17 protein-coding genes are annotated in these 20,106 nt (G+C 72.7%); 9 read left to right on the plus strand and 8 right to left on the minus strand.

The genetic code is table 11. The features are described 5' to 3' along the window. Positions 1-62: 62 nt before the first annotated feature. Both ACFQ6X_RS12025 and ACFQ6X_RS12030 read left to right on the plus strand, forming a co-directional pair. The gene (locus ACFQ6X_RS12025) at positions 63-2,528 is read left to right on the plus strand and encodes a helicase-associated domain-containing protein (protein ID WP_383179785.1); all 2,466 of its coding nucleotides are present in this window, start codon (positions 63-65) and stop codon (positions 2,526-2,528) included. A gap of 169 nt (positions 2,529-2,697) precedes the next feature. Further along, positions 2,698-4,341: a DNA repair helicase XPB gene (locus ACFQ6X_RS12030; protein ID WP_329208587.1), complete on the plus strand. Its 1,644-nt coding sequence runs from the start codon at positions 2,698-2,700 to the stop codon at positions 4,339-4,341. 1 nt (position 4,342) lies between these two features. On the opposite strand, the gene ACFQ6X_RS12035 is transcribed toward ACFQ6X_RS12030, so the two are convergent. Further along, a complete protein-coding gene (locus ACFQ6X_RS12035) occupies positions 4,343-4,531 on the minus strand; it encodes a hypothetical protein (RefSeq protein ID WP_383179788.1) in 189 nt (62 codons plus the stop codon). Positions 4,532-4,891: 360 nt separating this feature from the next. Between ACFQ6X_RS12035 and ACFQ6X_RS12040 the strand changes: the two genes are divergently transcribed. Both ACFQ6X_RS12040 and ACFQ6X_RS12045 read left to right on the plus strand, forming a co-directional pair. Beyond that, positions 4,892-6,973, plus strand: a complete 2,082-nt coding sequence (locus ACFQ6X_RS12040; protein ID WP_383179791.1) for a HelD family protein — start codon at positions 4,892-4,894, stop codon at positions 6,971-6,973. A 277-nt stretch (positions 6,974-7,250) separates the two neighbouring features. Beyond that, entirely contained in the window at positions 7,251-8,237 is a 987-nt protein-coding gene (locus ACFQ6X_RS12045) for a lytic polysaccharide monooxygenase (RefSeq protein WP_383179794.1), read from the plus strand. A 48-nt stretch (positions 8,238-8,285) separates the two neighbouring features. On the opposite strand, the gene ACFQ6X_RS12050 is transcribed toward ACFQ6X_RS12045, so the two are convergent. The 5 genes from ACFQ6X_RS12050 to ACFQ6X_RS12070 all read right to left on the minus strand — a co-directional run bounded on the left by ACFQ6X_RS12050 (position 8,286) and on the right by ACFQ6X_RS12070 (position 13,779). After that, positions 8,286-10,565, minus strand: coding sequence for an MMPL family transporter (locus ACFQ6X_RS12050; protein WP_383179797.1), 2,280 nt, complete (start codon positions 10,563-10,565; stop codon positions 8,286-8,288). 145 nt (positions 10,566-10,710) lie between these two features. Continuing rightward, the gene (locus ACFQ6X_RS12055; RefSeq protein WP_383179800.1) at positions 10,711-11,406 is read right to left on the minus strand and encodes a copper homeostasis protein CutC; all 696 of its coding nucleotides are present in this window, start codon (positions 11,404-11,406) and stop codon (positions 10,711-10,713) included. A gap of 134 nt (positions 11,407-11,540) precedes the next feature. Further along, positions 11,541-12,401 (minus strand): biotin-dependent carboxyltransferase family protein, encoded by an 861-nt coding sequence (locus tag ACFQ6X_RS12060; protein ID WP_383179803.1) that lies wholly within the window; start codon positions 12,399-12,401, stop codon positions 11,541-11,543. Next, positions 12,398-13,033 carry an allophanate hydrolase subunit 1 gene (locus tag ACFQ6X_RS12065; protein ID WP_383179806.1) on the minus strand — a complete coding sequence of 212 codons (636 nt, stop codon included), beginning with the start codon at positions 13,031-13,033 and terminating at the stop codon, positions 12,398-12,400. Before ACFQ6X_RS12065 ends, ACFQ6X_RS12060 begins: the two co-directional genes overlap by 4 nt. Continuing rightward, positions 13,030-13,779: a LamB/YcsF family protein gene (locus ACFQ6X_RS12070; RefSeq protein WP_383179897.1), complete on the minus strand. Its 750-nt coding sequence runs from the start codon at positions 13,777-13,779 to the stop codon at positions 13,030-13,032. The genes ACFQ6X_RS12065 and ACFQ6X_RS12070 overlap by 4 nt, the downstream gene beginning before the upstream one ends. Before the next feature lie 93 nt (positions 13,780-13,872). Between ACFQ6X_RS12070 and ACFQ6X_RS12075 the strand changes: the two genes are divergently transcribed. Both ACFQ6X_RS12075 and ACFQ6X_RS12080 read left to right on the plus strand, forming a co-directional pair. Further along, complete coding sequence (locus ACFQ6X_RS12075) at positions 13,873-14,520, plus strand: hypothetical protein (RefSeq protein ID WP_383179809.1); 648 nt, start codon at positions 13,873-13,875, stop codon at positions 14,518-14,520. 72 nt (positions 14,521-14,592) lie between these two features. Beyond that, complete coding sequence (locus tag ACFQ6X_RS12080; RefSeq protein WP_383179899.1) at positions 14,593-15,876, plus strand: Cmx/CmrA family chloramphenicol efflux MFS transporter; 1,284 nt, start codon at positions 14,593-14,595, stop codon at positions 15,874-15,876. On the opposite strand, the gene ACFQ6X_RS12085 is transcribed toward ACFQ6X_RS12080, so the two are convergent. After that, a complete protein-coding gene (locus ACFQ6X_RS12085; RefSeq protein WP_383179812.1) occupies positions 15,818-16,099 on the minus strand; it encodes a DUF4031 domain-containing protein in 282 nt (93 codons plus the stop codon). The two genes, ACFQ6X_RS12080 and ACFQ6X_RS12085, sit on opposite strands and share 59 nt — an antisense overlap. Continuing rightward, on the minus strand, positions 16,096-16,464 hold the full coding sequence (locus ACFQ6X_RS12090) for a hypothetical protein (RefSeq protein ID WP_383179815.1): 369 nt from the start codon (positions 16,462-16,464) through the stop codon (positions 16,096-16,098). Before ACFQ6X_RS12090 ends, ACFQ6X_RS12085 begins: the two co-directional genes overlap by 4 nt. A 103-nt stretch (positions 16,465-16,567) precedes the next feature. On the opposite strand from ACFQ6X_RS12090, the gene ACFQ6X_RS12095 reads away from it, so the two are divergent. The 3 genes from ACFQ6X_RS12095 to ACFQ6X_RS12105 all read left to right on the plus strand — a co-directional run bounded on the left by ACFQ6X_RS12095 (position 16,568) and on the right by ACFQ6X_RS12105 (position 20,105). After that, positions 16,568-17,485 (plus strand): MurR/RpiR family transcriptional regulator, encoded by a 918-nt coding sequence (locus ACFQ6X_RS12095; RefSeq protein WP_329208596.1) that lies wholly within the window; start codon positions 16,568-16,570, stop codon positions 17,483-17,485. 74 nt (positions 17,486-17,559) lie between these two features. Then, a complete protein-coding gene (gene murQ / locus ACFQ6X_RS12100; RefSeq protein ID WP_383179902.1) occupies positions 17,560-18,534 on the plus strand; it encodes an N-acetylmuramic acid 6-phosphate etherase in 975 nt (324 codons plus the stop codon). 47 nt (positions 18,535-18,581) lie between these two features. Then, positions 18,582-20,105, plus strand: coding sequence for a PTS transporter subunit EIIC (locus ACFQ6X_RS12105; RefSeq protein ID WP_383179819.1), 1,524 nt, complete (start codon positions 18,582-18,584; stop codon positions 20,103-20,105). The last annotated feature ends 1 nt before the right edge of the window (position 20,106 follow it).

The following is a 20,106-nucleotide window of genomic DNA, read 5'->3' on the forward strand; positions in this document are numbered from 1 at the left end:
GATCGTTCTCCCTCTACCCGCCCTGCCCCGACGGTAGCGTTCCAGGGGCTACCGTGGGACGGATGGGGACGACCACACCACCGCGCACGCTCGCCGAAGCTCTGCGCGCCCGGGGCGACGAATCGCTGGCGGGGCTGCTGCGTGCCCGCCCCGACCTGCTCAGCCCCGTGCCGAACGACATCACCCAGCTGGCGACGCGGGCCGGCACGCGCGCCTCCGTCGTCCGCGCGCTGGAACACCTCGACCGGTTCGCCCTGCAGACCGCGGAGGCCCTGGCCGTGGCGCCTGACCCGGCTCCGTACGGCACCCTGCTCGCGCTCCTCACCGGTGACGGCGAGGGGGACGGCGAAGGGCGCGCCGACTCCGGGGCCGCGATCACCGCCGCGCTGCCTGCCGCCCTCGCAGCCCTGCGCGAACAGGCCCTCGTCTGGGGCGAGGAGGACCGGCTGCACCTCGTGCGCACCGCACGCGAGCTGCTCGCCCCGTCACCGCAGCACGCCTCCCCCACCGGTCTCGGCCCGACCGTCTCCGAGGCGACGGCCGGTATGTCGCCGGGCAGGCTGCAGGAGATCCTGACCGCGGCCGGACTGCCCGCCACCCACGACCCGGTCTCCGCCGTCGCGTCGCTGACCGGCCTCTTCACGGACCGGACCAGGATGGCGACCCTGCTGGACACCGCCCCCGCCGAGGCGCTGTCCGTGCTGGACCGGCTGGTGTGGGGCCCGCCGTACGGTGAAGTGACCCCGAATCCCACCCCGCCCGTTCAGTGGCTGCGCGACCGGGGGCTGTTGCTGCCCGTGTCGACGCGCACCGTGGTCCTGCCGCGCGAGGCCGCGCTGCACCTGCGGGCCGGGCGCGCCCACCGGGTACCGGAACCCGTGCCCCCGGCCCTCGCCCATGCCGCCGAGCGCGATCCCCAGGCTGTGGACAGAGCGGCGGCCGGCCAGGCGCACACGGCCCTGTCCACGATCGAGGAGCTGCTGAAGCTCTGGAACAACGGCGGTCCGGCCATCCTTCGGGCGGGCGGCCTGAGCGTGCGCGAGCTGAAGCGGGTCGCGAGCGCACTCGACGTGTCCGAGGCGATCGCCGCCTTCTGGGTCGAACTCGCGTACGCCGCAGGACTGCTGGCCCCGGACGGCGAGACCGACGAACGGTACGCGGCGACGCCCGCGTACGACGAGTGGATCGAGCTCCCCGCCCAGGACCGCTGGACCCACCTCGCCGCCGCCTGGCTCGCCGCCACCCGCACCGCCGGACTGGTCGGCGGACAGGACGCCAAGGGCCGGGCGCTCTCCACGCTCGGCCCCGACCTGGACCGCTCGGCCGCGCCCCAGGTACGCCACCGGGTGCTGGCCCTGTTCTCCTCGCTCCCGCCGGGCACCGCCCCCGACCCGCAGACCCTGCTCGCCCGGCTCCGCTGGGAACGGCCACTCCGTTCGTCCGCGTCCGGCGCGGCACCGGCCCCCTCGGACACCTCCGACCTGCGCTCCCGTATCGCCCTGTGGACGGTCAACGAGGCGGAGCTGCTCGGGATCACCGGCCGCGGAGCGCTCTCCTCCCAGGCACGGGCGCTGCTCGAACAGGGCCCGGACGAGGCCGCCGCCCGTCTCGCGCCCCTGATCCCCGAGCCCCTCGACCACGTGCTGCTCCAGGCCGACCTGACGGCCGTGGCCCCCGGCCCGCTGGAACGCCCGCTCGCCGAGATGCTCTCGGTCCTCGCGGACATCGAGTCGAAGGGCGGTGCGACGGTCTACCGCTTCACGCCCGGTTCCGTACGCCGCGCCCTGGACGCCGGCCAGGCCGCGTCCGACCTGCACGCCTTCCTCGCGACGCACAGCCGCACCCCGGTGCCGCAGCCGCTGAGCTACCTCATCGACGACGTGGCCCGCCGCCACGGCCATCTGCGGATCGGCGCCGCCTCCGCGTACGTGCGCTGCGACGACGAGGCCGTGCTGAACGAGATCCTCGCCGACAAGCGCTCGGCCACCCTGCGGCTGCGCCGCCTCGCACCGACGGTCCTGGCCGCGCAGACCGATCCGGGCTCGTTGCTGGAGGGGCTGCGCGAGATGGGGTACGCCCCGGCCGCCGAATCCGCCGAGGGCGATGTCCTGATCACCCGCGCGGGCGCCCGCCGCACCCCGCCGCGTACGGCACCCGCCCCCGTGCCCGAGGGGCCGCCGGTGCCGGACGCGACCCTGCTGACCGCGGCGGTACGGGCCATCAGGGCCGGTGACTCGGCGGCGAGGGCCGTCCACAAGGACTCCGCGGACACGGCTGCGGCCGGGTCCCTCCCCCGCACCACCTCCGCCGAGACCCTCGCCACGGTGCAGGCCGCCGCGATGACCGGGTCCGCCGTCTGGATCGGCTACGTCAACGCGGACGGCGCGGCCAGCCAGCGCGTGATCGCGCCGGTCAAGGTCGAGGGCGGCTTCGTCACGGCGTACGACCACACGGCCGACGAGGTCCGCACCTACCCGCTGCACCGCATCACGGGTGTCGCGGAACTGGCCGACGACGCGACACCGTAGCCGCCGGGCCCGGCACGTCGGGCCCGGCGCGGAGGGCGCCCGACTGATCGGTCACACGACTCACCCGCTCACGCCCCCGATGCGGCACACTGGACGTTTGGCCGTTCGCGGCCGCCCCGCGGCAGATTCCAGCAGCAGGGCAGAAGCAGAACAGAAAGGGCCGACGCGCGTGACCGGACCCCTCATCGTCCAGAGCGACAAGACGCTGCTCCTCGAAGTCGACCACGACCAGTCCGACGCCTGCCGTCGTGCGATCGCCCCGTTCGCGGAGCTGGAGCGTGCGCCCGAGCACATCCACACCTACCGGCTCACCCCGCTCGGCCTGTGGAACGCCCGCGCCGCCGGGCACGACGCCGAGCAGGTCGTCGACGCCCTCGTGGAGTACTCGCGCTACCCCGTGCCGCACGCGCTCCTCGTCGACATCGCCGAGACGATGGCGCGGTACGGCCGCCTCACCCTTTCCAAGCACCCGGTCCATGGGCTGGTGCTGACCTCCAACGACCGGCCGGTCCTGGAGGAGATCCTCCGCTCGAAGAAGGTCCAGCCGCTGGTCGGGGCACGCCTCGACCCGGACACCGTGGCCGTGCACCCCTCCGAGCGCGGGCAGATCAAGCAGACGCTGCTGAAGCTGGGCTGGCCGGCCGAGGACCTCGCCGGGTACGTCGACGGCGAGGCGCACCCGATCGAGCTCGACCAGAACGGGTGGGCGCTCCGCCCGTACCAGAGGCAGGCCGTCGAAGGGTTCTGGCACGGCGGCTCCGGTGTCGTCGTCCTCCCCTGCGGCGCCGGAAAGACGCTGGTCGGAGCCGGTGCGATGGCGGAGGCCAAGGCGACCACGCTGATCCTCGTCACGAACACCGTCTCGGCCAGGCAGTGGAAGCACGAGCTGGTGAAGCGGACCTCGCTGACCGAGGACGAGATCGGCGAGTACAGCGGTACCCGCAAGGAGATCCGGCCGGTCACCATCGCCACGTACCAGGTGCTGACGACCCGGCGTAAGGGCATCTACCCGCACCTGGAGCTGTTCGACTCCCGCGACTGGGGTCTGGTCATCTACGACGAGGTGCACCTCCTGCCCGCACCCGTCTTCAAGTTCACCGCCGACCTCCAGGCCCGGCGGCGCCTCGGGCTCACCGCCACGCTGGTGCGCGAGGACGGCCGCGAGTCGGACGTCTTCTCGCTCATCGGGCCCAAGCGGTTCGACGCGCCGTGGAAGGAGATCGAGGCACAGGGCTACATCGCGCCCGCCGACTGTGTCGAGGTCCGCGTCAATCTGACGGACACGGAACGTCTCGCGTACGCGACGGCCGAGACCGAGGAGAAGTACCGGTTCTGCGCGACGACCGCGACGAAGCGCAAGGTCACCGAGGCGCTCGTCCGCAAGCACCAGGGAGAGCAGACCCTCGTCATCGGGCAGTACATCGACCAGCTCGACGAGCTCGGTGAGCACCTGAACGCCCCGGTGATCAAGGGCGAGACGAGCAACGCGCAGCGCGAGAAACTCTTCGGCGCGTTCCGCGAGGGCGAGATCAGCGTGCTGGTCGTGTCCAAGGTCGCGAACTTCTCGATCGACCTGCCGGAGGCGACGGTCGCCATCCAGGTGTCGGGAACGTTCGGCTCGCGCCAGGAGGAGGCGCAGCGGCTCGGCCGGGTGCTGCGGCCGAAGGCGGACGGGCACGAGGCCCGGTTCTACTCGGTCGTCGCCCGCGACACGATCGACCAGGACTTCGCGGCGCACCGCCAGCGGTTCCTGGCCGAGCAGGGGTACGCGTACCGGATCGTCGACGCGGACGAGCTGCTGGCGGGCAACTGACTCAGCGGTGGCGGCGGACGATGCCCGCCTCCTCGGCGTACTCACCGAGGACGACCACCCCGAACGCGGTGCGCGCGAAGACGGTGACGGCGCGCACCGCGTCGCCGAGGCGGTGTCGGGTGTGACCGGTGGCCGCGGTCGCGCCGTGCGCGGGCCCGGTCCTGCGCGGGTTCAGATAAACGGTGCTCATGCCTTCCATGGTGCGCCGCCCCGGCCCGTGGCGGCATCGGCCTGCGGAGGGAAGCGCGCGGGGGCACGGGTAGGCCGCAGGTCGCATGCCGTCCCCTACGGGACGTACGGACACCGCTCTTAATCGTTCGACGCTGCGGACCGCGGTCGCTACAATCGCCGGTCTGCCCGCCTCCCGCACCGTGGTACCGGTCCGCCTCCTTGAGCGGCCGGCAGCCGGGGGAGCGCCGCCGACCGGACGGAAACCGGCCGACAACAGCCGCACGCGGCCCTCTGCGTGCGCACCTGTGAACGTCCTTGAGCGGACCCGGCCCTCTGAGCCGGGTCCGCCGTCCTGCGTTGAAAAGCCGGAGGCAACACCGTGCCCGCGCACGAAGAGACAAGCGAAGTCACCAGCGAAGCGACCAGCAGTCCACTGGACGGGGAACGCGCCCACCTCGCCGGTTCCCGCGCCGCACTGCGCGCCATGCGCGAGGACGTACAGGCCCTCGACATCCGCGATGTCACGGCGAACTGGGTCAACGCCGCCGTCCTGCAGGCCCAGATCGACGACCGCATCAAGGCGCTCGCCGACCTCTCCCACACCCCGCTCTTCTTCGGCCGCCTCGACTACCGGCACCCGGTCGGCGCCCAGGAGGCGGAGGGCGCCGAGGGCGAGCAGTTCTACATCGGGCGCCGCCACGTCCACGACGCCCAGGGCGACCCGATGGTCATCGACTGGCGCGCCCCGGTCTCCCAGCCGTTCTACCAGGCGTCCAGGAACAACCCGCTGGACGTCGACCGGCGGCGCCGCTTCGGCTACACCGGCGGCGAGCTGACCGCGTACGAGGACGAGCACCTCACCGACCCGGCGGAGACGGAACACACGAGCAAGCTCCTCCAGGCGGAGATCGAGCGGCCCCGCGTCGGCCCGATGCGCGACATCGTGGCGACGATCCAGCCGGAGCAGGACGAGATCGTCCGCAGCGGGCTCGGCGGAACGGTGTGCGTCCAGGGAGGCCCCGGTACCGGAAAGACGGCCGTCGGCCTGCACCGTGTCGCCTACCTCCTGTACGCGCACCGCGAGCGGCTCGCCCGCACGGGCACCCTCGTCATCGGCCCGAACCGGTCGTTCCTGCACTACATCGAGCAGGTCCTGCCCGCGCTGGGCGAGTTGGAGGTGAAGCAGGCGACGGTCGAGGACCTCGTGACGGCGCAGGTCGAGGTGCGCGGCGCGGACGAGGCCGCCGCCGCCGTGATCAAGGGCGACGCCCGGATGGCGGAGGTCCTGCGGCGCGCGCTCCGCTCGCACGTCACCCTGCCGACGGAGGGCGTCGTGGTGGTGCGCGGCTCACGTCGCTGGCGGGTGCCGGCGTACGAGATCGAGGAGATGGTGGGCGAGCTGCTGGCCCGCGACATGCGCTACGGCGCCGCCCACGAGGCGCTTCCGCAGCGCATCGCGCACGCCGTCCTCGTACGGATGGAGGAGGCGGGCGAGGCGCCGGACGACCGGGTGCAGAACGCGGTGGCGCGGACTCCCGCGGTGAAGGCGGCCGTGAAGGCGGTCTGGCCGGCGGTGGATCCGTCGAAGCTGGTGCTGCGGCTCCTGACGGACGCCGAGTTCCTGGCCGCGCACGCGGAGGGGATCCTCACCGGGGACGAGCAGAAGCAGATCCTCATGGCCAGGCCCGCCCGGAGCGTGAAGTCGGCGAAGTGGTCGGCGGCGGACGCGGTCCTCATCGACGAGGCGGGCGACCTGGTGGCCCGTACGCACTCGCTGGGCCATGTCGTCATCGACGAGGCCCAGGACCTGTCCCCGATGCAGTACCGGGCGGTGGGACGCCGCTGCTCGACCGGTTCGGCGACGGTGCTGGGCGACCTGGCGCAGGGGACGACGCCGTGGTCGACGGAGAGCTGGGCGCAGGCGCTGTTCCACCTCGGCAAGGCGGACGCGGTGGTGGAGGAGCTGACCGCAGGCTTCCGTGTGCCGCGCGAGGTGATCGCGTACGCCTCCCGGCTGCTCCCCGCGATCTCGCCGGGCCTGGCCGCCGTGGAGTCGGTGCGTGAGTCGCCCGGCTCGCTGGCCGTACGGGCGGTGGCCGCGGACGGTCTGGACGCGGCAGTGGTCGCGGCCTGCGAGGAGTCGCTGGTCCACGAGGGCTCGATCGGCCTGATCGCCGCCGACGCCCGCATCCCCGCGCTGGCCGACGCCCTCACGGCGGCCGGCCACGCGTACCTCTCCCCCGGTGAGGAGACGACGGCGGCCTCGCGCCTGACCCTGGTACCGGCATCGCTGGCGAAGGGCCTGGAGTACGACTACGTGGTGCTGGACGAACCGTCCGCGGTGGTCGACGGTGAGCCCGACGAACGCACGGGCCTGCGTCGGCTGTACGTGGCGCTGACCCGTGCGGTGTCGGGCCTGATCGTGCTGCACGCCGCGACGCTGCCGGAGCAGCTGGCGTAAGCCTGCGGCGCGCGCGTGGCGCCGGCGGGCACGGGGCCGCGCCGCCCTGCCCGCCGGCCGCGTCACACGGCGTAAGTCCCGTACGTTCAGAGGAAGTTGTGACGGGCGCCGCACGGGGCGTTTACAGACCACCCGGCGCGCGCTACGTTTTTGGGAGCGCTCCCACGCACCCTGCGCACCCCCTGCACCTCTCCTCCCCCCTCCTGCACCGGCCGGCCCCGCCCGGCACCTGGGTTATCTGCCCCAACAGAGAATCCCCCCGAAGGAGATCAACCTCATGGCTGTGCGAAACACCCCCCGCAGAAGGTCCCCCCTGCGCGCACCTCGCGCGCTGAGCCTCCTGGGAGCGGGCCTGTTAGGCCTCACCCTGGCCGGCCTGCCCTCCCCCGCATCCGCTCACGGCGTCGCCATGGAGCCGGGCTCACGCAGCTTCCTGTGCTACAAGGACATGATCGCGAGCGGGAACCAGACCCCGTCCAACCCGGCCTGTGCCGCCGCGGTCGCGCAGACCGGCACCACACCGCTGTACAACTGGTTCGGCGTCCTGGACTCCAACGGCGGCGGGCGGACCACCGGCTACATCCCCGACGGCGAGCTCTGCAGCGGCGGCCACAACGGCCCGTACAACTTCTCCTCCTACAACGCGGCCCGCAGCGACTGGCCGACGACACACCTCACCGCGGGCGCCACCACCCAGATCAAGTACAGCAACTGGGCCGCGCACCCGGGCAAGTTCAACGTCTACATCACCAAGGACGGCTGGACGCCGAACAAGGCCCTGGCGTGGGGCGACCTGACGCTCACCCAGACCGTGGACAACCCCCCGCAGGCGGGCGGCGCGGGCTCGGACGGCGGCAACTACTACTGGAACCTCCAGCTCCCGCAGGGCAAGTCCGGCAAGCACATGATCTTCATCCACTGGATCCGCTCGGACAGCCAGGAGAACTTCTACTCCTGCTCCGACGTCGTCTTCGACGGCGGCAGCGGTGAGGTCACCGGCATGAACGGCAGCCGGATGTCCGCCGGCGAACTGGCGGCGGCCGCGGAGAAGTCCGGAACCCGGGCCGCACCGGTGCACGCGGAGCACGCCGGCCACGCCGCCCCGGTCGACGAGACCGGTCCGGTGGCCTCCGCCCATGACCCGTCGGCCGGCTACCTTCCCGCCGCGACGGCGGTCTCACTGACCGGCGCCGCCCTGGTATTCGCCGCAGGAGCCGTGGCGCAGAGCCGGCGCCGCCGTCGGCAGACCGGACAGGACCTCTGACCGCGAGGAAGCCTTCGTGGACCCGGGCCGGTGACCACCGGCCCGGGTTCACGCGTCAGCCTTGGCCTCGCCCTCCGCGTCGAGACGCGGAAGGATCCGGTCCAGCCAGCGCGGCGACCACCAGGCGGCGCGGCCCAGCAGGGTCATCACGGCGGGCACGAGGAGCAGCCGGACGACGGTGGCGTCGATGAGCACGCTCGCCGCGAGTCCGAGGCCCAGCATCTTCACGACGATGTTGTCGCTGATCAGGAACGCGGCGAAGACGCTGACCATGATCAGGGCCGCGCAGGTGATGACCCGGGCCGTGATCTCCAGGGCGTGCGCCACGCTGGCCTTGGGGTCCTGAGTACGCAGCCAGGCCTCGTGGATCCGGGACAGCAGGAAGATCTCGTAGTCCATGCTCAGTCCGAAGACGATGGCGAACATCATCATCGGCACGTAGCTCTCGATCGGGACATCGCCCGACACCCCCAGTGCGGGCCCGCCCCAGCCCCACTGGAAGACGGCCACCACGACCCCGTACGAGGCCGCGATCGACAGCACGTTGAGCACCGCCGCCTTGACCGCGACGAGCAGTCCCCGGAACACGGCCAGGATCACGAGGAAGGCGAGGCCGACCACCACCACGATGATCAGGGGCAGCCGGCTGGAGACGATGTCCAGGAAGTCGACCTGGGCGGCGGTCGTGCCGGTGACGTACGTGTTCGCCGAGGTGCCGGAGACCGCGTCCGGCAGGACGTCGTCCGTCAGCCGGTTGGTCAGTTCCGTGGTCCTCTCGTCCTGCGGCGCGGCCACGGAGTACGCGGTGGCCGTGAGGACGTCCCCGTCCGACGTGGGGGTGAGCGGGGTGATGAGGGCGGCGTCCGGCACCTTCGTCAGGGCCTGCTGGGCCTGGGACTCCAGCGCGGACCGGTCGTCCTGCGCGACCGCGCTCTGGTCGATCACGATCGTCAGCGGGCCGTTCGAACCCGGTCCGAACGCCGAGGACATCAGGTCGTAGGCGCGCCGGTCGGTGAAGGACTTGGGGTCGGCGCCGTCCCCGATGTGGCCGAGCTGGATGAAGAAGAGCGGGATGGCGAGGACGGCCAGCACCACGACACCGCAGGCCAGGAACCACCACGGCCTGCGCTCGACGCGTTGCGCGTAGCGGTGCCAGGTGCCGCCGCCGGCGTTGCCGTGCGCGGCCTTCCCGGTGTCCGCACCCGCCTCCTCCTGCGGATCCGCTTCCGTCTCCGCCACCGGCTTGCGTACGTGGATCCGGTCGATGTACCGCCCGATCAGGCCGAGCATGGCCGGCACCAGGGTGAGGGCGCCGAGGACGGCCGTGACCACGGTGACGGCCGCGGCCAGGCCGAGCTTGCCGATGAACGAGATCCCGGAGACCCACAGTCCGCAGAGGGCGATGATCACCGTGCATCCGGAGAGCAGTACGGCCCGCCCGCTGGTGGCGGTGGCCATCCCGGCGGCGGTCACCGGATCCCTGCCGTCCATGAGGTTCTGGCGGTGCCGGGTGACGAGGAACAGCGCGTAGTCGATCCCGACCCCGAGCCCGATCATCGTGGCCAGTGTCGGTGAGACGGTGGCGAAGGTCATCGCGGCGGCCAGCAGCCCCAGCAGGGCCAGCCCGAAGACGACGCAGACGAGGGCGGTCACCAGGGGCAGCAGGGCGGCCAGGAGGCTGCCGAAGCCGATGAGCAGCACCAGTACGGCCACCGCGAACCCGATGGCCTCGCTCGTCCGGTCGTTCGCCTCGGGCCGGGCCAGCTCGCCCAGCGGACCGCCGTACTCCACTTCAACGCCCTCGGCGCGCAGCGGCTGGACGGCCGCGTCCACCCCGTCGAGGTAGCCGGAGCCCAGGGTGGAGGGCTGCACGCTGAACCGGACGGTGATGTACGCCGTCTTCCCGTCGGTGGAGAGCGGCCCGACGTTCGGCGTGGTGGCGGGGGCGTCCGACGACAGGGGGTTCTGGGCCGACAGCACGTCCGGCAGCTTCTGAAGACTTGCCACGACGGTCGAGACCTCGCTGCTGACCGCGCTGAGCGGCCCGCCCGGATCGTGCAGCACCACCTGGCTGCTGTAGCCGCCCGCCGCGGGAGCGTGCGCCTCGAGCACATCCAGCCCGTCCTGCGACTGGGTGCCGGGGATCGAGAAGTCGTCGGAGTAGTCGCCCCCGTACACGTGCTGCAGGGCCTGGGCCCCGGCGAGCGCGGCCAGCCACAGGACGATGACGATCACGAAGTGGCGGGCGCACCATTCCCCGGTCCTGCGCAGCACGCCCGCACGGCTCGACCGCGCACCGCGGCCGTGGACGGACTGGGAGAGTGGCATGTGGCCTCCGGGGGTGGAGCGGCGCACCAGGGACACTCAGCATTCAAGTGCCGTTCGACTCCCCCGGCACTCCCGGAGTGACGGAACGGGTGACGCGCCCGGCGCCTGCCGGAGTTCACGGGTCAGGACGCCGGGCAGCCGCACCTCACCTGTCGAGCACGGCGCGCCACTCCCGTACGGCCGCCACGTCCACCGGCCCCGACCAGCCGCCCGGCCGTGCCGCGCCGCCGATGTGGAAGGCGTCGATGCCCGCGGCGAGCAGGCGCGGCAGGTGTTCCAGGCGCAGTCCGCCGCCGACCAGGATCTGCGGTTCGTAACCGGGCTGGCCCGAGGCCGCGCGAGCCGCTTCGTCCAGCAGGGTCGGAATGCCCTCGTCGACGCCGGCCGCCGAGCCCGCCGTCAGGTATGTGTCCAGGCCGGGGAGTTCCGCGAGGTGCTTGCGCAGGGCGTCCCGGTCAACAGCCCGGTCGATCGCGCGGTGGAAGGTCCAGCGGCAGCCGTTCAGCTCGGCGACGAGGCGCTCGACGGCGACGAGGTCGACGTGGCCGTCCCGGTCGAGGAAGCCGAGCACGAACTCCTCGGCTCCTTCGGCCCGCATCTCGCGCGCCTTCTCCACGAGGACGTCGATGTCGCCGACCGCGAACCCGTCCGCGACCCGGAGCATCACGCGCAGCGGGATGTCCACGGCGGACCGGATCTCCGCGAGGGTCTTCGGGGACGGTGTCAGGCCGTCCGCGGCCATGTCGGTGACCACTTCGAGGCGGTCCGCACCACCGGCCTGAGCTGCGACCGCGTCCTCCGCGTCGAGAGCGATCACCTCCAGGACTGCACGGTTGCTCATGGGGTTCCATTCCTTCGGAGCGGCTGCAGGTCTAGTCCAATGACCAGCCTACGGGGCGGTCGCCCGAGGGCGCAGCTCCCCATGAGAACGCATGGCTCCTGAACATAACGTGCGAGGGCGACGGCTTCCCGGCGCTACGCCCGCACGAACCTCACGCGCGTCCCGGGAACCGCCTGTGCGGCCCCCGCCAGCGCCGAGTCGGCGACCACACCGACGACCGGGTAGCCGCCCGTCGTCGGATGGTCGTTGAGGAACACCACGGGCCGCCCGTCCGGCGGCACCTGGACGGCGCCCAGCACCATGCCCTCGCTCGGCAGTTCCCCGTCGCGGGCGCGTTCCAGGGCGGGCCCCTCCGTACGCAGTCCGATGCGGTTGCTCTGCGCCGAGACCCGGTACGCGGCGGTCGTCAGTGTGCGGAGCGCGGCCCCGGTGAACCACGTGTGGCGGGGGCCGAGGTGCAGCGGGAGGACCAGTTCGGCGGGCGCACCCGGCCACGGCACCGCGTCGGCGGGCGGGCAGCCGTGCCCATGGCCCAGGGGCAGTACGTCACCGTCGCGCAGGACCGGCGGGCCGAGCCCGGAGAGCAGGTCGGCGGACCGGCTGCCGAGCACCGGTTCCGGCACCAGGCCGCCCCCGAACGCCAGGTAGCTGCGCAGGCCGTGCACCGCGGGCCCGGCCTCCAGCACGGCCCCTTCCGGTACGCGCACGGGCGCACCCCAGGCCACCGGCCGCCCGTCGACCGTCACGCGGCAGCCCGCGCCGCCGACGACGGCGGCCACGGACCGGGTACCCGACAGGCGGACCGCGCAGCCCGTGAGCGTGGTCTCCAGGACCGCCGCGTCCGGCGTGTTGCCGACGAGCCGGTTGGCCAGTCGCCGGGCGGGCCCGTCCAGCGCCCCCGCCCGGGGCACCCCGAGGTGTGCCCAGCCGGTCCGTCCCTCGTCCTGCACCGTCGTCAGTGCCCCGGCCCGGACAACCTGGAGCCGGGGGCTCATCCGCGTACCCCTGCCGCCACGAAGCGCACCCGTGCCCCCGGGCCGAGCAGCGCCGCCGGTTCGCGGGCCGGGTCCCACAGGGCGCCCGGTTCCGGCATCCTGCCGACGATCTGCCAGCCGCCGGGCGAGGGGCGCGGGTACACCCCGGTGTACGGCCCCGCGAGGGCTAGCGCACCGGCGGGCACCCGGGTCCGCGGGGTGGCCCGGCGCGGTACGTGCAGATGCTCCGGCAGCCCCGTGAGGTACCCGAACCCGGGTGCGAATCCGCAGAAGGCCACCCGGAACTCCGTACCGGCGTGGATGAGCGGTACGTCGGCGACGGCGACGCCCCAGGCCTCGGCCACGTCGCCGAGATCCGGGCCGTCGTAGACGACGGGGATCTCGACGGCCTCCCCGGCGCCCCGGTGCAACGGCGGTATCTCCCAGGCCGGCAGCCGACCGGCCAGCGAGCGGTCCTCCACCCCGTCCAGCAGTACCGTCCGGGCGCCCGGGACGATCTCGCGCACCGCGGGCAGGGCGCCGTCCGCCCGGCGGCGCAGCAGCTCCGCGTGGAAGGCCTCCGCGGCCTCCGCGGAGGGAAGCTCGACCAGGAGGGCCCCGGGGCCGGCGGGAAGCACCCGTATCGCGCTCATGCGAACGCCCGCACGGACACGCCGGCCTCCTCCAGCGCCGCCCGGACCCGTCGGGCGAGCGCCGCCGCCCCGGGGGTGTCCCCGTGGACGCACAGGGAACGCGCACCGACCGGTATGCGGCTGCCGTCCGCGGCCGTCACGGCCCGCTCGACGGCCATGCCGACACTGCGGCGTACGACCTCGTCCGCGTCGTGCAGCACCGCGCCCTCCTCGCCACGCGGCACGAGCGTGCCCTGCGGGGTGTACGCACGGTCGGCGAAGGCCTCCTCGACGGCCGTCAGGCCGGCCGCCTCCGCACGGTCGAGCAGCCGCGATCCGGGCAGCCCGAGGACTGCCGGACGGCCGCCGGCGAGCAGCACGCCTTCGATGACGGCCGCGGCCTGCTCGTCGTCCCGGACGGTGCGGTTGTACAGGGCACCGTGCGGTTTGACGTACGAGACCGTGGAGCCCGCCGCCTCGGCGAAGACCCGGAGGGCGCCTATCTGGTACGCGATCTCGGCGGTGAGTTCGGCGGACGGAACGTCCATGGCCCGGCGCCCGAACCCGGCGAGGTCACGGTAGGAGACCTGCGCCCCGATCCGTACCCCCCGGGCCGCCGCCGTGTCGCAGACGCGCCGCATCACGGAGGCGTCGCCCGCGTGGAAGCCACAGGCCACGTTCGCGCTGGTGACACAGGTCAGGAGCGCCTCGTCCTCGGTGAGGGTCCAGCGCCCGAACCCCTCGCCGAGGTCCGCGTTGAGATCCATCAGGATGTGCGTGGGGTCCACCGGTTCCTTCACGGCCGCACGCTAACGAGAGTTCGGTGAACCGACAAGATCCGGCAGTTCTAAGGTCGTCCCATGACCGACACCGCCGACACCCTCCGCAGCCGCTGGCAGGACGCCCTCGTCGCCGCGCGGGGCGGAGCCCCCGGCCCCGACCCGCTGCCGTACGCCGACAACCTCCTGGTCCGCTGGGCCGAACCGCAGCGGCGCTACCACACCACCGCCCACCTGACCCAGGTCCTGGACCGCGTCGACACCCTCGCCGGCCACGCAGCCGACCCGGACCTGGTGCGCCTCGCCGTCTGGTTCCACGACGCCGTCTACCGCCCCGACCGCACCGAGAACGAGGAACGCAGCGCCACCCTCGCCGAGCGCGCCCTGGCCGAGGCGGGCGTCCCTCGGGCCGCCACGGCCGAGGTCGCCCGGCTGGTCCGGCTGACCGTCACCCACGATCCGGCGGACGGCGACACCAATGGCGAGGTGCTCTGCGACGCGGACCTGGCGATCCTGGCGGCGGCCCCGAAGGAGTACGGGACGTACGCGGCACAGGTCCGCGAGGAGTACGGCTTCGTGCCGGACGACGCGTTCCGTGAGGGCCGTGCCGCCGTCCTGCGGCAGCTGCTCGGACTGCCCCGGCTGTTCCGTACGCCCCACGGGGTCGCCGCCTGGGAACCGCGGGCCCGGCAGAACCTCACGACGGAGCTGGAGCTGCTCACCCACTGAGACGCGGGAATTCCCAGGTAGGGGGCACTGTTGGTGACTGTCATGCCCGACTCTGCTTCCAGCCGTCCCCGTATGCCACTGGCCGTGTACATCCTCGGCCTCTCGGTCTTCGCTCTCGGTACCAGCGAGTTCATGCTGTCCGGGCTGCTGCCACCCATCGCCGACGACATGGATGTGTCGATCCCGCAGGCCGGACTCCTCATATCCGCGTTCGCGATCGGCATGGTGGTCGGCGCCCCGCTGCTGGCCGTGGCCACGCTCCGGCTGCCACGCCGCACGACACTCATCGCCCTCATCGCGGTCTTCGGCCTGGGCCAGATCGCGGGCGCGCTGGCTCCGACGTACGAGGTGCTCTTCGTCTCCCGGGTGGTGAGCGCCTTCGCGTGCGCGGGCTTCTGGGCGGTCGGGGCGGCGGTCGCCATCGCGATGGTGCCGATGAACGCGCGGGCCAGGGCGATGGCCGTCATGATCGGCGGGCTGTCGATCGCGAACGTGCTGGGGGTGCCGCTGGGGGCGTTCCTCGGGGAGCACTTCGGCTGGCGTTCGGCGTTCTGGGCGGTGGGCGCTGCGTCCGCCGTGGCCCTGGCCGGGGTCGCCACCCGGATTCCGCGCATTCCGCTGCCGGACGAGAAGCCGCAGCTCAGGCGCGAGGTCGCGATCTACAGGGACCGCCAGGTGTGGCTCTCGATCGTGATCACGGCGCTCGCCGCGGGCGGTGTCTTCTGCGCGTTCAGCTATCTCGCACCCCTGCTGACGGACGTCGCGGGGCTGAGCTCGGGCTGGGTGCCGTGGGTGCTCGCACTGTTCGGGGTCGGTGCGGTGATCGGTACGGCGATCGGTGGCCGGGTCGCGGACGCGCACCTCTTCGGGGTGCTGCTGAGCGGCATCACGGCGTCGACGGTCTTCCTCGTGGCCCTGGCCCTGTTCGCGTCGAACCCGGTCGCCGTGGTCGTCCTGGCGTTCCTGCTGGGCCTGTCCGCGTTCTACACGGCCCCGGCGCTCAACGCCCGGATGTTCAACGTCGCGGGCGTGGCCCCGACGCTGGCCGGTGCGACGACGACCGCCGCGTTCAACCTCGGCAACACGAGCGGCCCGTGGCTGGGCGGCACGGTCATCGACGCGGACTTCGGTTTCCCGGCCACGGCCTGGGCGGGAGCCGGGATGCTGGTGCTCGGCCTGGCCGCCGTGGTGGTCTCGCTGCGGCTCGGCGGCGGCGGCAGGCCGTCGCGGCGGATCGCGGGCGGGAAGGACACGGGCGCACGTGCGGGCGCGGGTGTGCCCGCACAGGTCACTCAGGTCACTGCGGAACGGACGGGGCTGGGCGCCCCTTCGGCCGTCGGAGTCCCGCGGCAGTGATCCGGCGCACGATCTCCTTCGAGCCGACCTCCTTCGCCCCGGCGCGCACCGCGTCCGCGTAATGCGCCTCGGGTACGTCGTAGTGGTCGCGCTCGAAGGCACGCGGCGGGCAGCCGATCCCGGCGGCGAAGGCGTGCAGCTCCTCGAAGGACACGTCGCTGACCAGGTGCGACCACAGGCGTCCGTGCCCCGGCCAGGTCGGCGGGTCGATATAGACGGTCACCGGCCCAGCACCTCGGCGAGCGCCCCCACGGGCGCCACGGACACGGTCGCCTTCGTGCAGACCCAGTGCGGATCGGGGCCGAGCTCCGGCTCCACGTCGAGCGCGTGCGGCCCGTCCTCCGTGCACACCGGGCACAGCGGCCAGCGGCCGTAGCGCTCCAGCAGCGCGTCCTGGACGTCCTGCGCTATCAGGCCGGTGACGAAGGACACGCCCTCGGGCCACTGCTCGACCCACCACCGCCGGTGGGTCACCGCGTCCTCGACCAGCGAGACGATCTCGGCCTCGGCGACGTCGCCCGCGACGAGGTCGGCCATCACCAGCGCACGCGCGGTGTGCAGCTCCTGCTCCAGGGTGTTCAACTCCATAGCCCCATTGTCACCCGGGCGCCGCGGGCGCCGGCCTTGATCCTTCAGAGGTAGGGACCAAAGGGGGGTTGACGGCCTTCCGTCTTGAAAATATCTTTCAAATGTGACCAATGACGTGAAGGAAAGTTTCAGCGCCGATTCACCGCCCGCGCCGGCGGCACTCGCGGCCAAGGTGCGCACCCTCGCCCCGTCCATGACCCGCTCCATGCAGCGGGTCGCCGAAGCCGTCGCGGGTGACCCCGCCGGGTGCGCCGCCCTCACCGTCACCGGTCTCGCCGAACTCACCGGCACCAGCGAGGCCACCGTGGTCCGCACCGCCCGCCTCCTCGGCTACCCCGGCTACCGGGACCTGCGCCTGGCACTCGCGGGCCTCGCCGCCCACCAGCTGTCCGGCCGCGCACCGGCCGTCACCGCCGACATCGCGGTCGACGACCCGATCGCCGACGTCGTGACCAAGCTCGCCTACGACGAGCAGCAGACCCTCGCCGACACCGCCGCCGGTCTGGACACCGTCCAGCTCGGCGCCGCCGTCGCCGCCGCCGCGACCGCCCGCCGCATCGACATCTACGGCGTCGGCGCCTCCTCCCTCGTCGGCCAGGACCTGGCGCAGAAGCTGCTCCGCATCGGGCTGATCGCCCATGCCCACATGGACCCGCACCTCGCCGTGACCAACGCCGTGCAGCTCCGCTCCGGCGACGTGGCCATCGCGATCACGCACTCCGGTTCGACCGGTGACGTCATCGAGCCGCTCCGGGTCGCCTTCGACCGCGGCGCGACGACCATCGCGATCACCGGCCGCCCCGACGGACCGGTCTCGCAGTACGCCGACCACGTCCTCACCACGTCCACCGCCCGCGAGAGCGAGCTGCGGCCGGCCGCCATGTCGAGCCGTACGAGCCAGCTCCTCGTCGTCGACTGCCTGTTCATAGGCGTCGCCCAGCGCACGTACGAGACGGCCGCCCCTGCACTGGCCGCGTCGTACGAGGCGCTCGCCCACCGCCGTACCCCTCGCACCCGCTGAACCGAACCGGCTGAACCGCACCCGCACCCGCACCCGCTGAACCGCACATGAACGAGAAAGCAGAGCCGCTGTCCATGACCTCCACCGCCGACACCGACGCCACGACCGCCGACTCCGCCGCCGGCGGATACGGCGAGCTGCGCGCCCAGCTCGCCACGCTGACCACCGAGGCGTTCCGCCCCGAGCTCGCCGACATCGACCAGCTCCCCACGCAGGACATCGCGCGGATCATGAACGGCGAGGACGCCACCGTCCCCGCAGCGGTCGCCGACAAGCTGCCGCAGATCTCCGCCGCGATCGACGCCACCGCCGAGCGCATGGCGCGCGGCGGCCGGCTGATCTACGCGGGCGCCGGCACCGCGGGCCGCCTCGGCGTCCTCGACGCCAGCGAGTGCCCGCCCACCTTCAACACCGACCCGTCCGAGGTCGTCGGACTGATCGCGGGCGGCCCGTCCGCCATGGTCAAGGCCGTCGAAGGCGCGGAGGACAGCAAGGAGCTGGCCGCCGCGGACCTGGACGAGCTGGGCCTCACCGCGGACGACACGGTGGTCGGCATCTCCGCCTCCGGCCGTACGCCGTACGCCATCGGGGCCGTCGAGCACGCCCGTGCCAAGGGCGCACTCACCATCGGCCTCTCCTGCAACGCGGACTCCGGGCTCGCCGCAGCCGCCGAACACGGCCTGGAGATCGTCGTCGGCCCCGAGCTGCTCACCGGCTCGACCCGTCTCAAGGCGGGCACGGCCCAGAAGCTCGTCCTCAACATGCTGTCGACGATCACGATGATCCGGCTCGGCAAGACGTACGGGAATCTGATGGTCGACGTGCGCGCTTCCAACGAGAAGCTGCGCGCCCGCTCCCGCCGGATCGTCTCCCTCGCCACCGGCGCCTCCGACCAGGAGATCGAGGCGGCGCTCGCCGCCACCGACGGCGAGGTCAAGAACGCCATCCTCACGATCCTGGGCGAGGTCGACGGCCCCACCGCCGCCACGCTCCTGGCCGACTCCCACGGCCACCTCCGCGCCGCCCTCGCGGCCGTCCGCACCACCTGACCCCGCTGCACCGCCCCCACCCCCCGCACAGCAAGGCACCACGCACCATGGCTACTGAAGACAAGAACCGCGCCACCGCCGCCGCGATCCTTCCGCTCGTCGGTGGCGCAGCGAACGTCAGCTCGATCGCCCACTGCATGACCCGGCTCCGGCTGGGCCTGCACGACCGCTCGCTCGTCGACGACGACGCCCTCAAGGCCCTCCCGGCCGTCATGGGCGTGGTCGACGACGACACGTACCAGATCGTCCTCGGTCCGGGCACCGTCGCCCGGGTGACCCCGGAGTTCGAGCAGCTGGTCGAACAGGAGCGCGCCTCGGCCGCTCCCGTCGTCCACACCTCCGAGGAGCTGGCGGCGCAGGGTGCGGCCATCAAGGCGCAGCGGAAGGCGAAGAACGCCACCCCGTTCAAGCTGTTCCTGCGCAAGATCGCGAACGTCTTCGTCCCGCTGATCCCGGCCCTCATCGGCTGCGGCATCATCGCCGGCCTCAACGGCCTGCTGGTGAACCTCGGCTGGCTGACCACGGTCACGCCCGCCCTGGCCGCGATGGCCTCCGGCTTCATGGCGCTGATCGCGGTCTTCGTCGGCTACAACACGGCGAAGGAGTTCGGCGGTACGCCGATCCTGGGCGGTGCGGTCGCGGCGATCATCGTCTTCCCCGGCGTCGCGAACATCGACGCCTTCGGCCAGACCCTCTCCCCCGGCCAGGGCGGCGTCCTCGGCGCACTCGGTGCCGCGGTCCTCGCGGTGTACGTGGAGAAGTGGTGCCGCCGCTGGGTGCCCGAGGCCCTGGACGTCCTGGTCACCCCGACCCTGACGGTCCTGATCTCCGGCCTCGTCACGATCTTCGGCCTGATGTACGTGGCCGGTGAGGTCTCCTCCGCCATCGGTACGTTCGCCGACTGGCTGCTCTCCACGGGCGGTGCGGGCGCGGGCTTCCTGCTCGGCGGCTTCTTCCTCCCGCTGGTGATGCTGGGCCTGCACCAGGCCCTGATCCCGATCCACACCACGCTCATCGAGCAGCAGGGCTTCACCGTCCTGCTCCCGATCCTCGCCATGGCCGGCGCCGGCCAGGTCGGCGCGGCGGCCGCGGTCTACCTGCGCCTGCCCCGTAACGAGTCGATCCGCCGGACCATCAAGTCCGCCCTCCCCGCAGGCATCCTGGGTGTCGGCGAGCCCCTGATCTACGGCGTCTCGCTCCCCCTCGGCCGCCCGTTCATCACGGCCTGTGTCGGCGGTGCCTTCGGCGGCGGCTTCGTCGGCCTGTTCAACCAGCTCGGCGACTCGGTCGGCTCCACGGCCATCGGCCCGTCCGGCTGGGCCCTGTTCCCGCTCCTGGACGGCAACCACGGCCTCGGCTCGACGATCGCGATCTACGCGGGCGGTCTGGCGGTCGGCTACGTCGCCGGCTTCGTCGCCACGTACTTCTTCGGCTTCAGCCAGGCCCTGCTGACGGAGTTCAACGTCTCCCAGGAACCGGTCCCGTCGACGGTCGCCGCCACGGGCGGCCAGGCGACGACGGACCCGGGCACCGCCCCCGGCGCCCCGGCGAAGGAACCCGCCGGAGTCTGAT

Source organism: Streptomyces sp. NPDC056452, from assembly GCF_042796085.1.
Taxonomy (GTDB): domain Bacteria; phylum Actinomycetota; class Actinomycetes; order Streptomycetales; family Streptomycetaceae; genus Streptomyces.

Bases quoted from the DNA above. Each gene is read 5' to 3' on its own strand.
- ACFQ6X_RS12025 (WP_383179785.1), top strand. From the start codon at position 63: ATGGGGACGACCACACCACCGCGCACGCTCGCCGAAGCTCTGCGCGCC.
- ACFQ6X_RS12035 (WP_383179788.1), bottom strand. From the start codon at position 4,531: ATGAGCACCGTTTATCTGAACCCGCGCAGGACCGGGCCCGCGCACGGC.
- ACFQ6X_RS12045 (WP_383179794.1), top strand. From the start codon at position 7,251: ATGGCTGTGCGAAACACCCCCCGCAGAAGGTCCCCCCTGCGCGCACCT.
- ACFQ6X_RS12050 (WP_383179797.1), bottom strand. From the start codon at position 10,565: ATGCCACTCTCCCAGTCCGTCCACGGCCGCGGTGCGCGGTCGAGCCGT.
- ACFQ6X_RS12055 (WP_383179800.1), bottom strand. From the start codon at position 11,406: ATGAGCAACCGTGCAGTCCTGGAGGTGATCGCTCTCGACGCGGAGGAC.
- ACFQ6X_RS12060 (WP_383179803.1), bottom strand. From the start codon at position 12,401: ATGAGCCCCCGGCTCCAGGTTGTCCGGGCCGGGGCACTGACGACGGTG.
- ACFQ6X_RS12065 (WP_383179806.1), bottom strand. From the start codon at position 13,033: ATGAGCGCGATACGGGTGCTTCCCGCCGGCCCCGGGGCCCTCCTGGTC.
- ACFQ6X_RS12070 (WP_383179897.1), bottom strand. From the start codon at position 13,779: ATGGATCTCAACGCGGACCTCGGCGAGGGGTTCGGGCGCTGGACCCTC.
- ACFQ6X_RS12075 (WP_383179809.1), top strand. From the start codon at position 13,873: ATGACCGACACCGCCGACACCCTCCGCAGCCGCTGGCAGGACGCCCTC.
- ACFQ6X_RS12080 (WP_383179899.1), top strand. From the start codon at position 14,593: ATGCCACTGGCCGTGTACATCCTCGGCCTCTCGGTCTTCGCTCTCGGT.
- ACFQ6X_RS12090 (WP_383179815.1), bottom strand. From the start codon at position 16,464: ATGGAGTTGAACACCCTGGAGCAGGAGCTGCACACCGCGCGTGCGCTG.
- murQ (WP_383179902.1), top strand. From the start codon at position 17,560: ATGACCTCCACCGCCGACACCGACGCCACGACCGCCGACTCCGCCGCC.
- ACFQ6X_RS12105 (WP_383179819.1), top strand. From the start codon at position 18,582: ATGGCTACTGAAGACAAGAACCGCGCCACCGCCGCCGCGATCCTTCCG.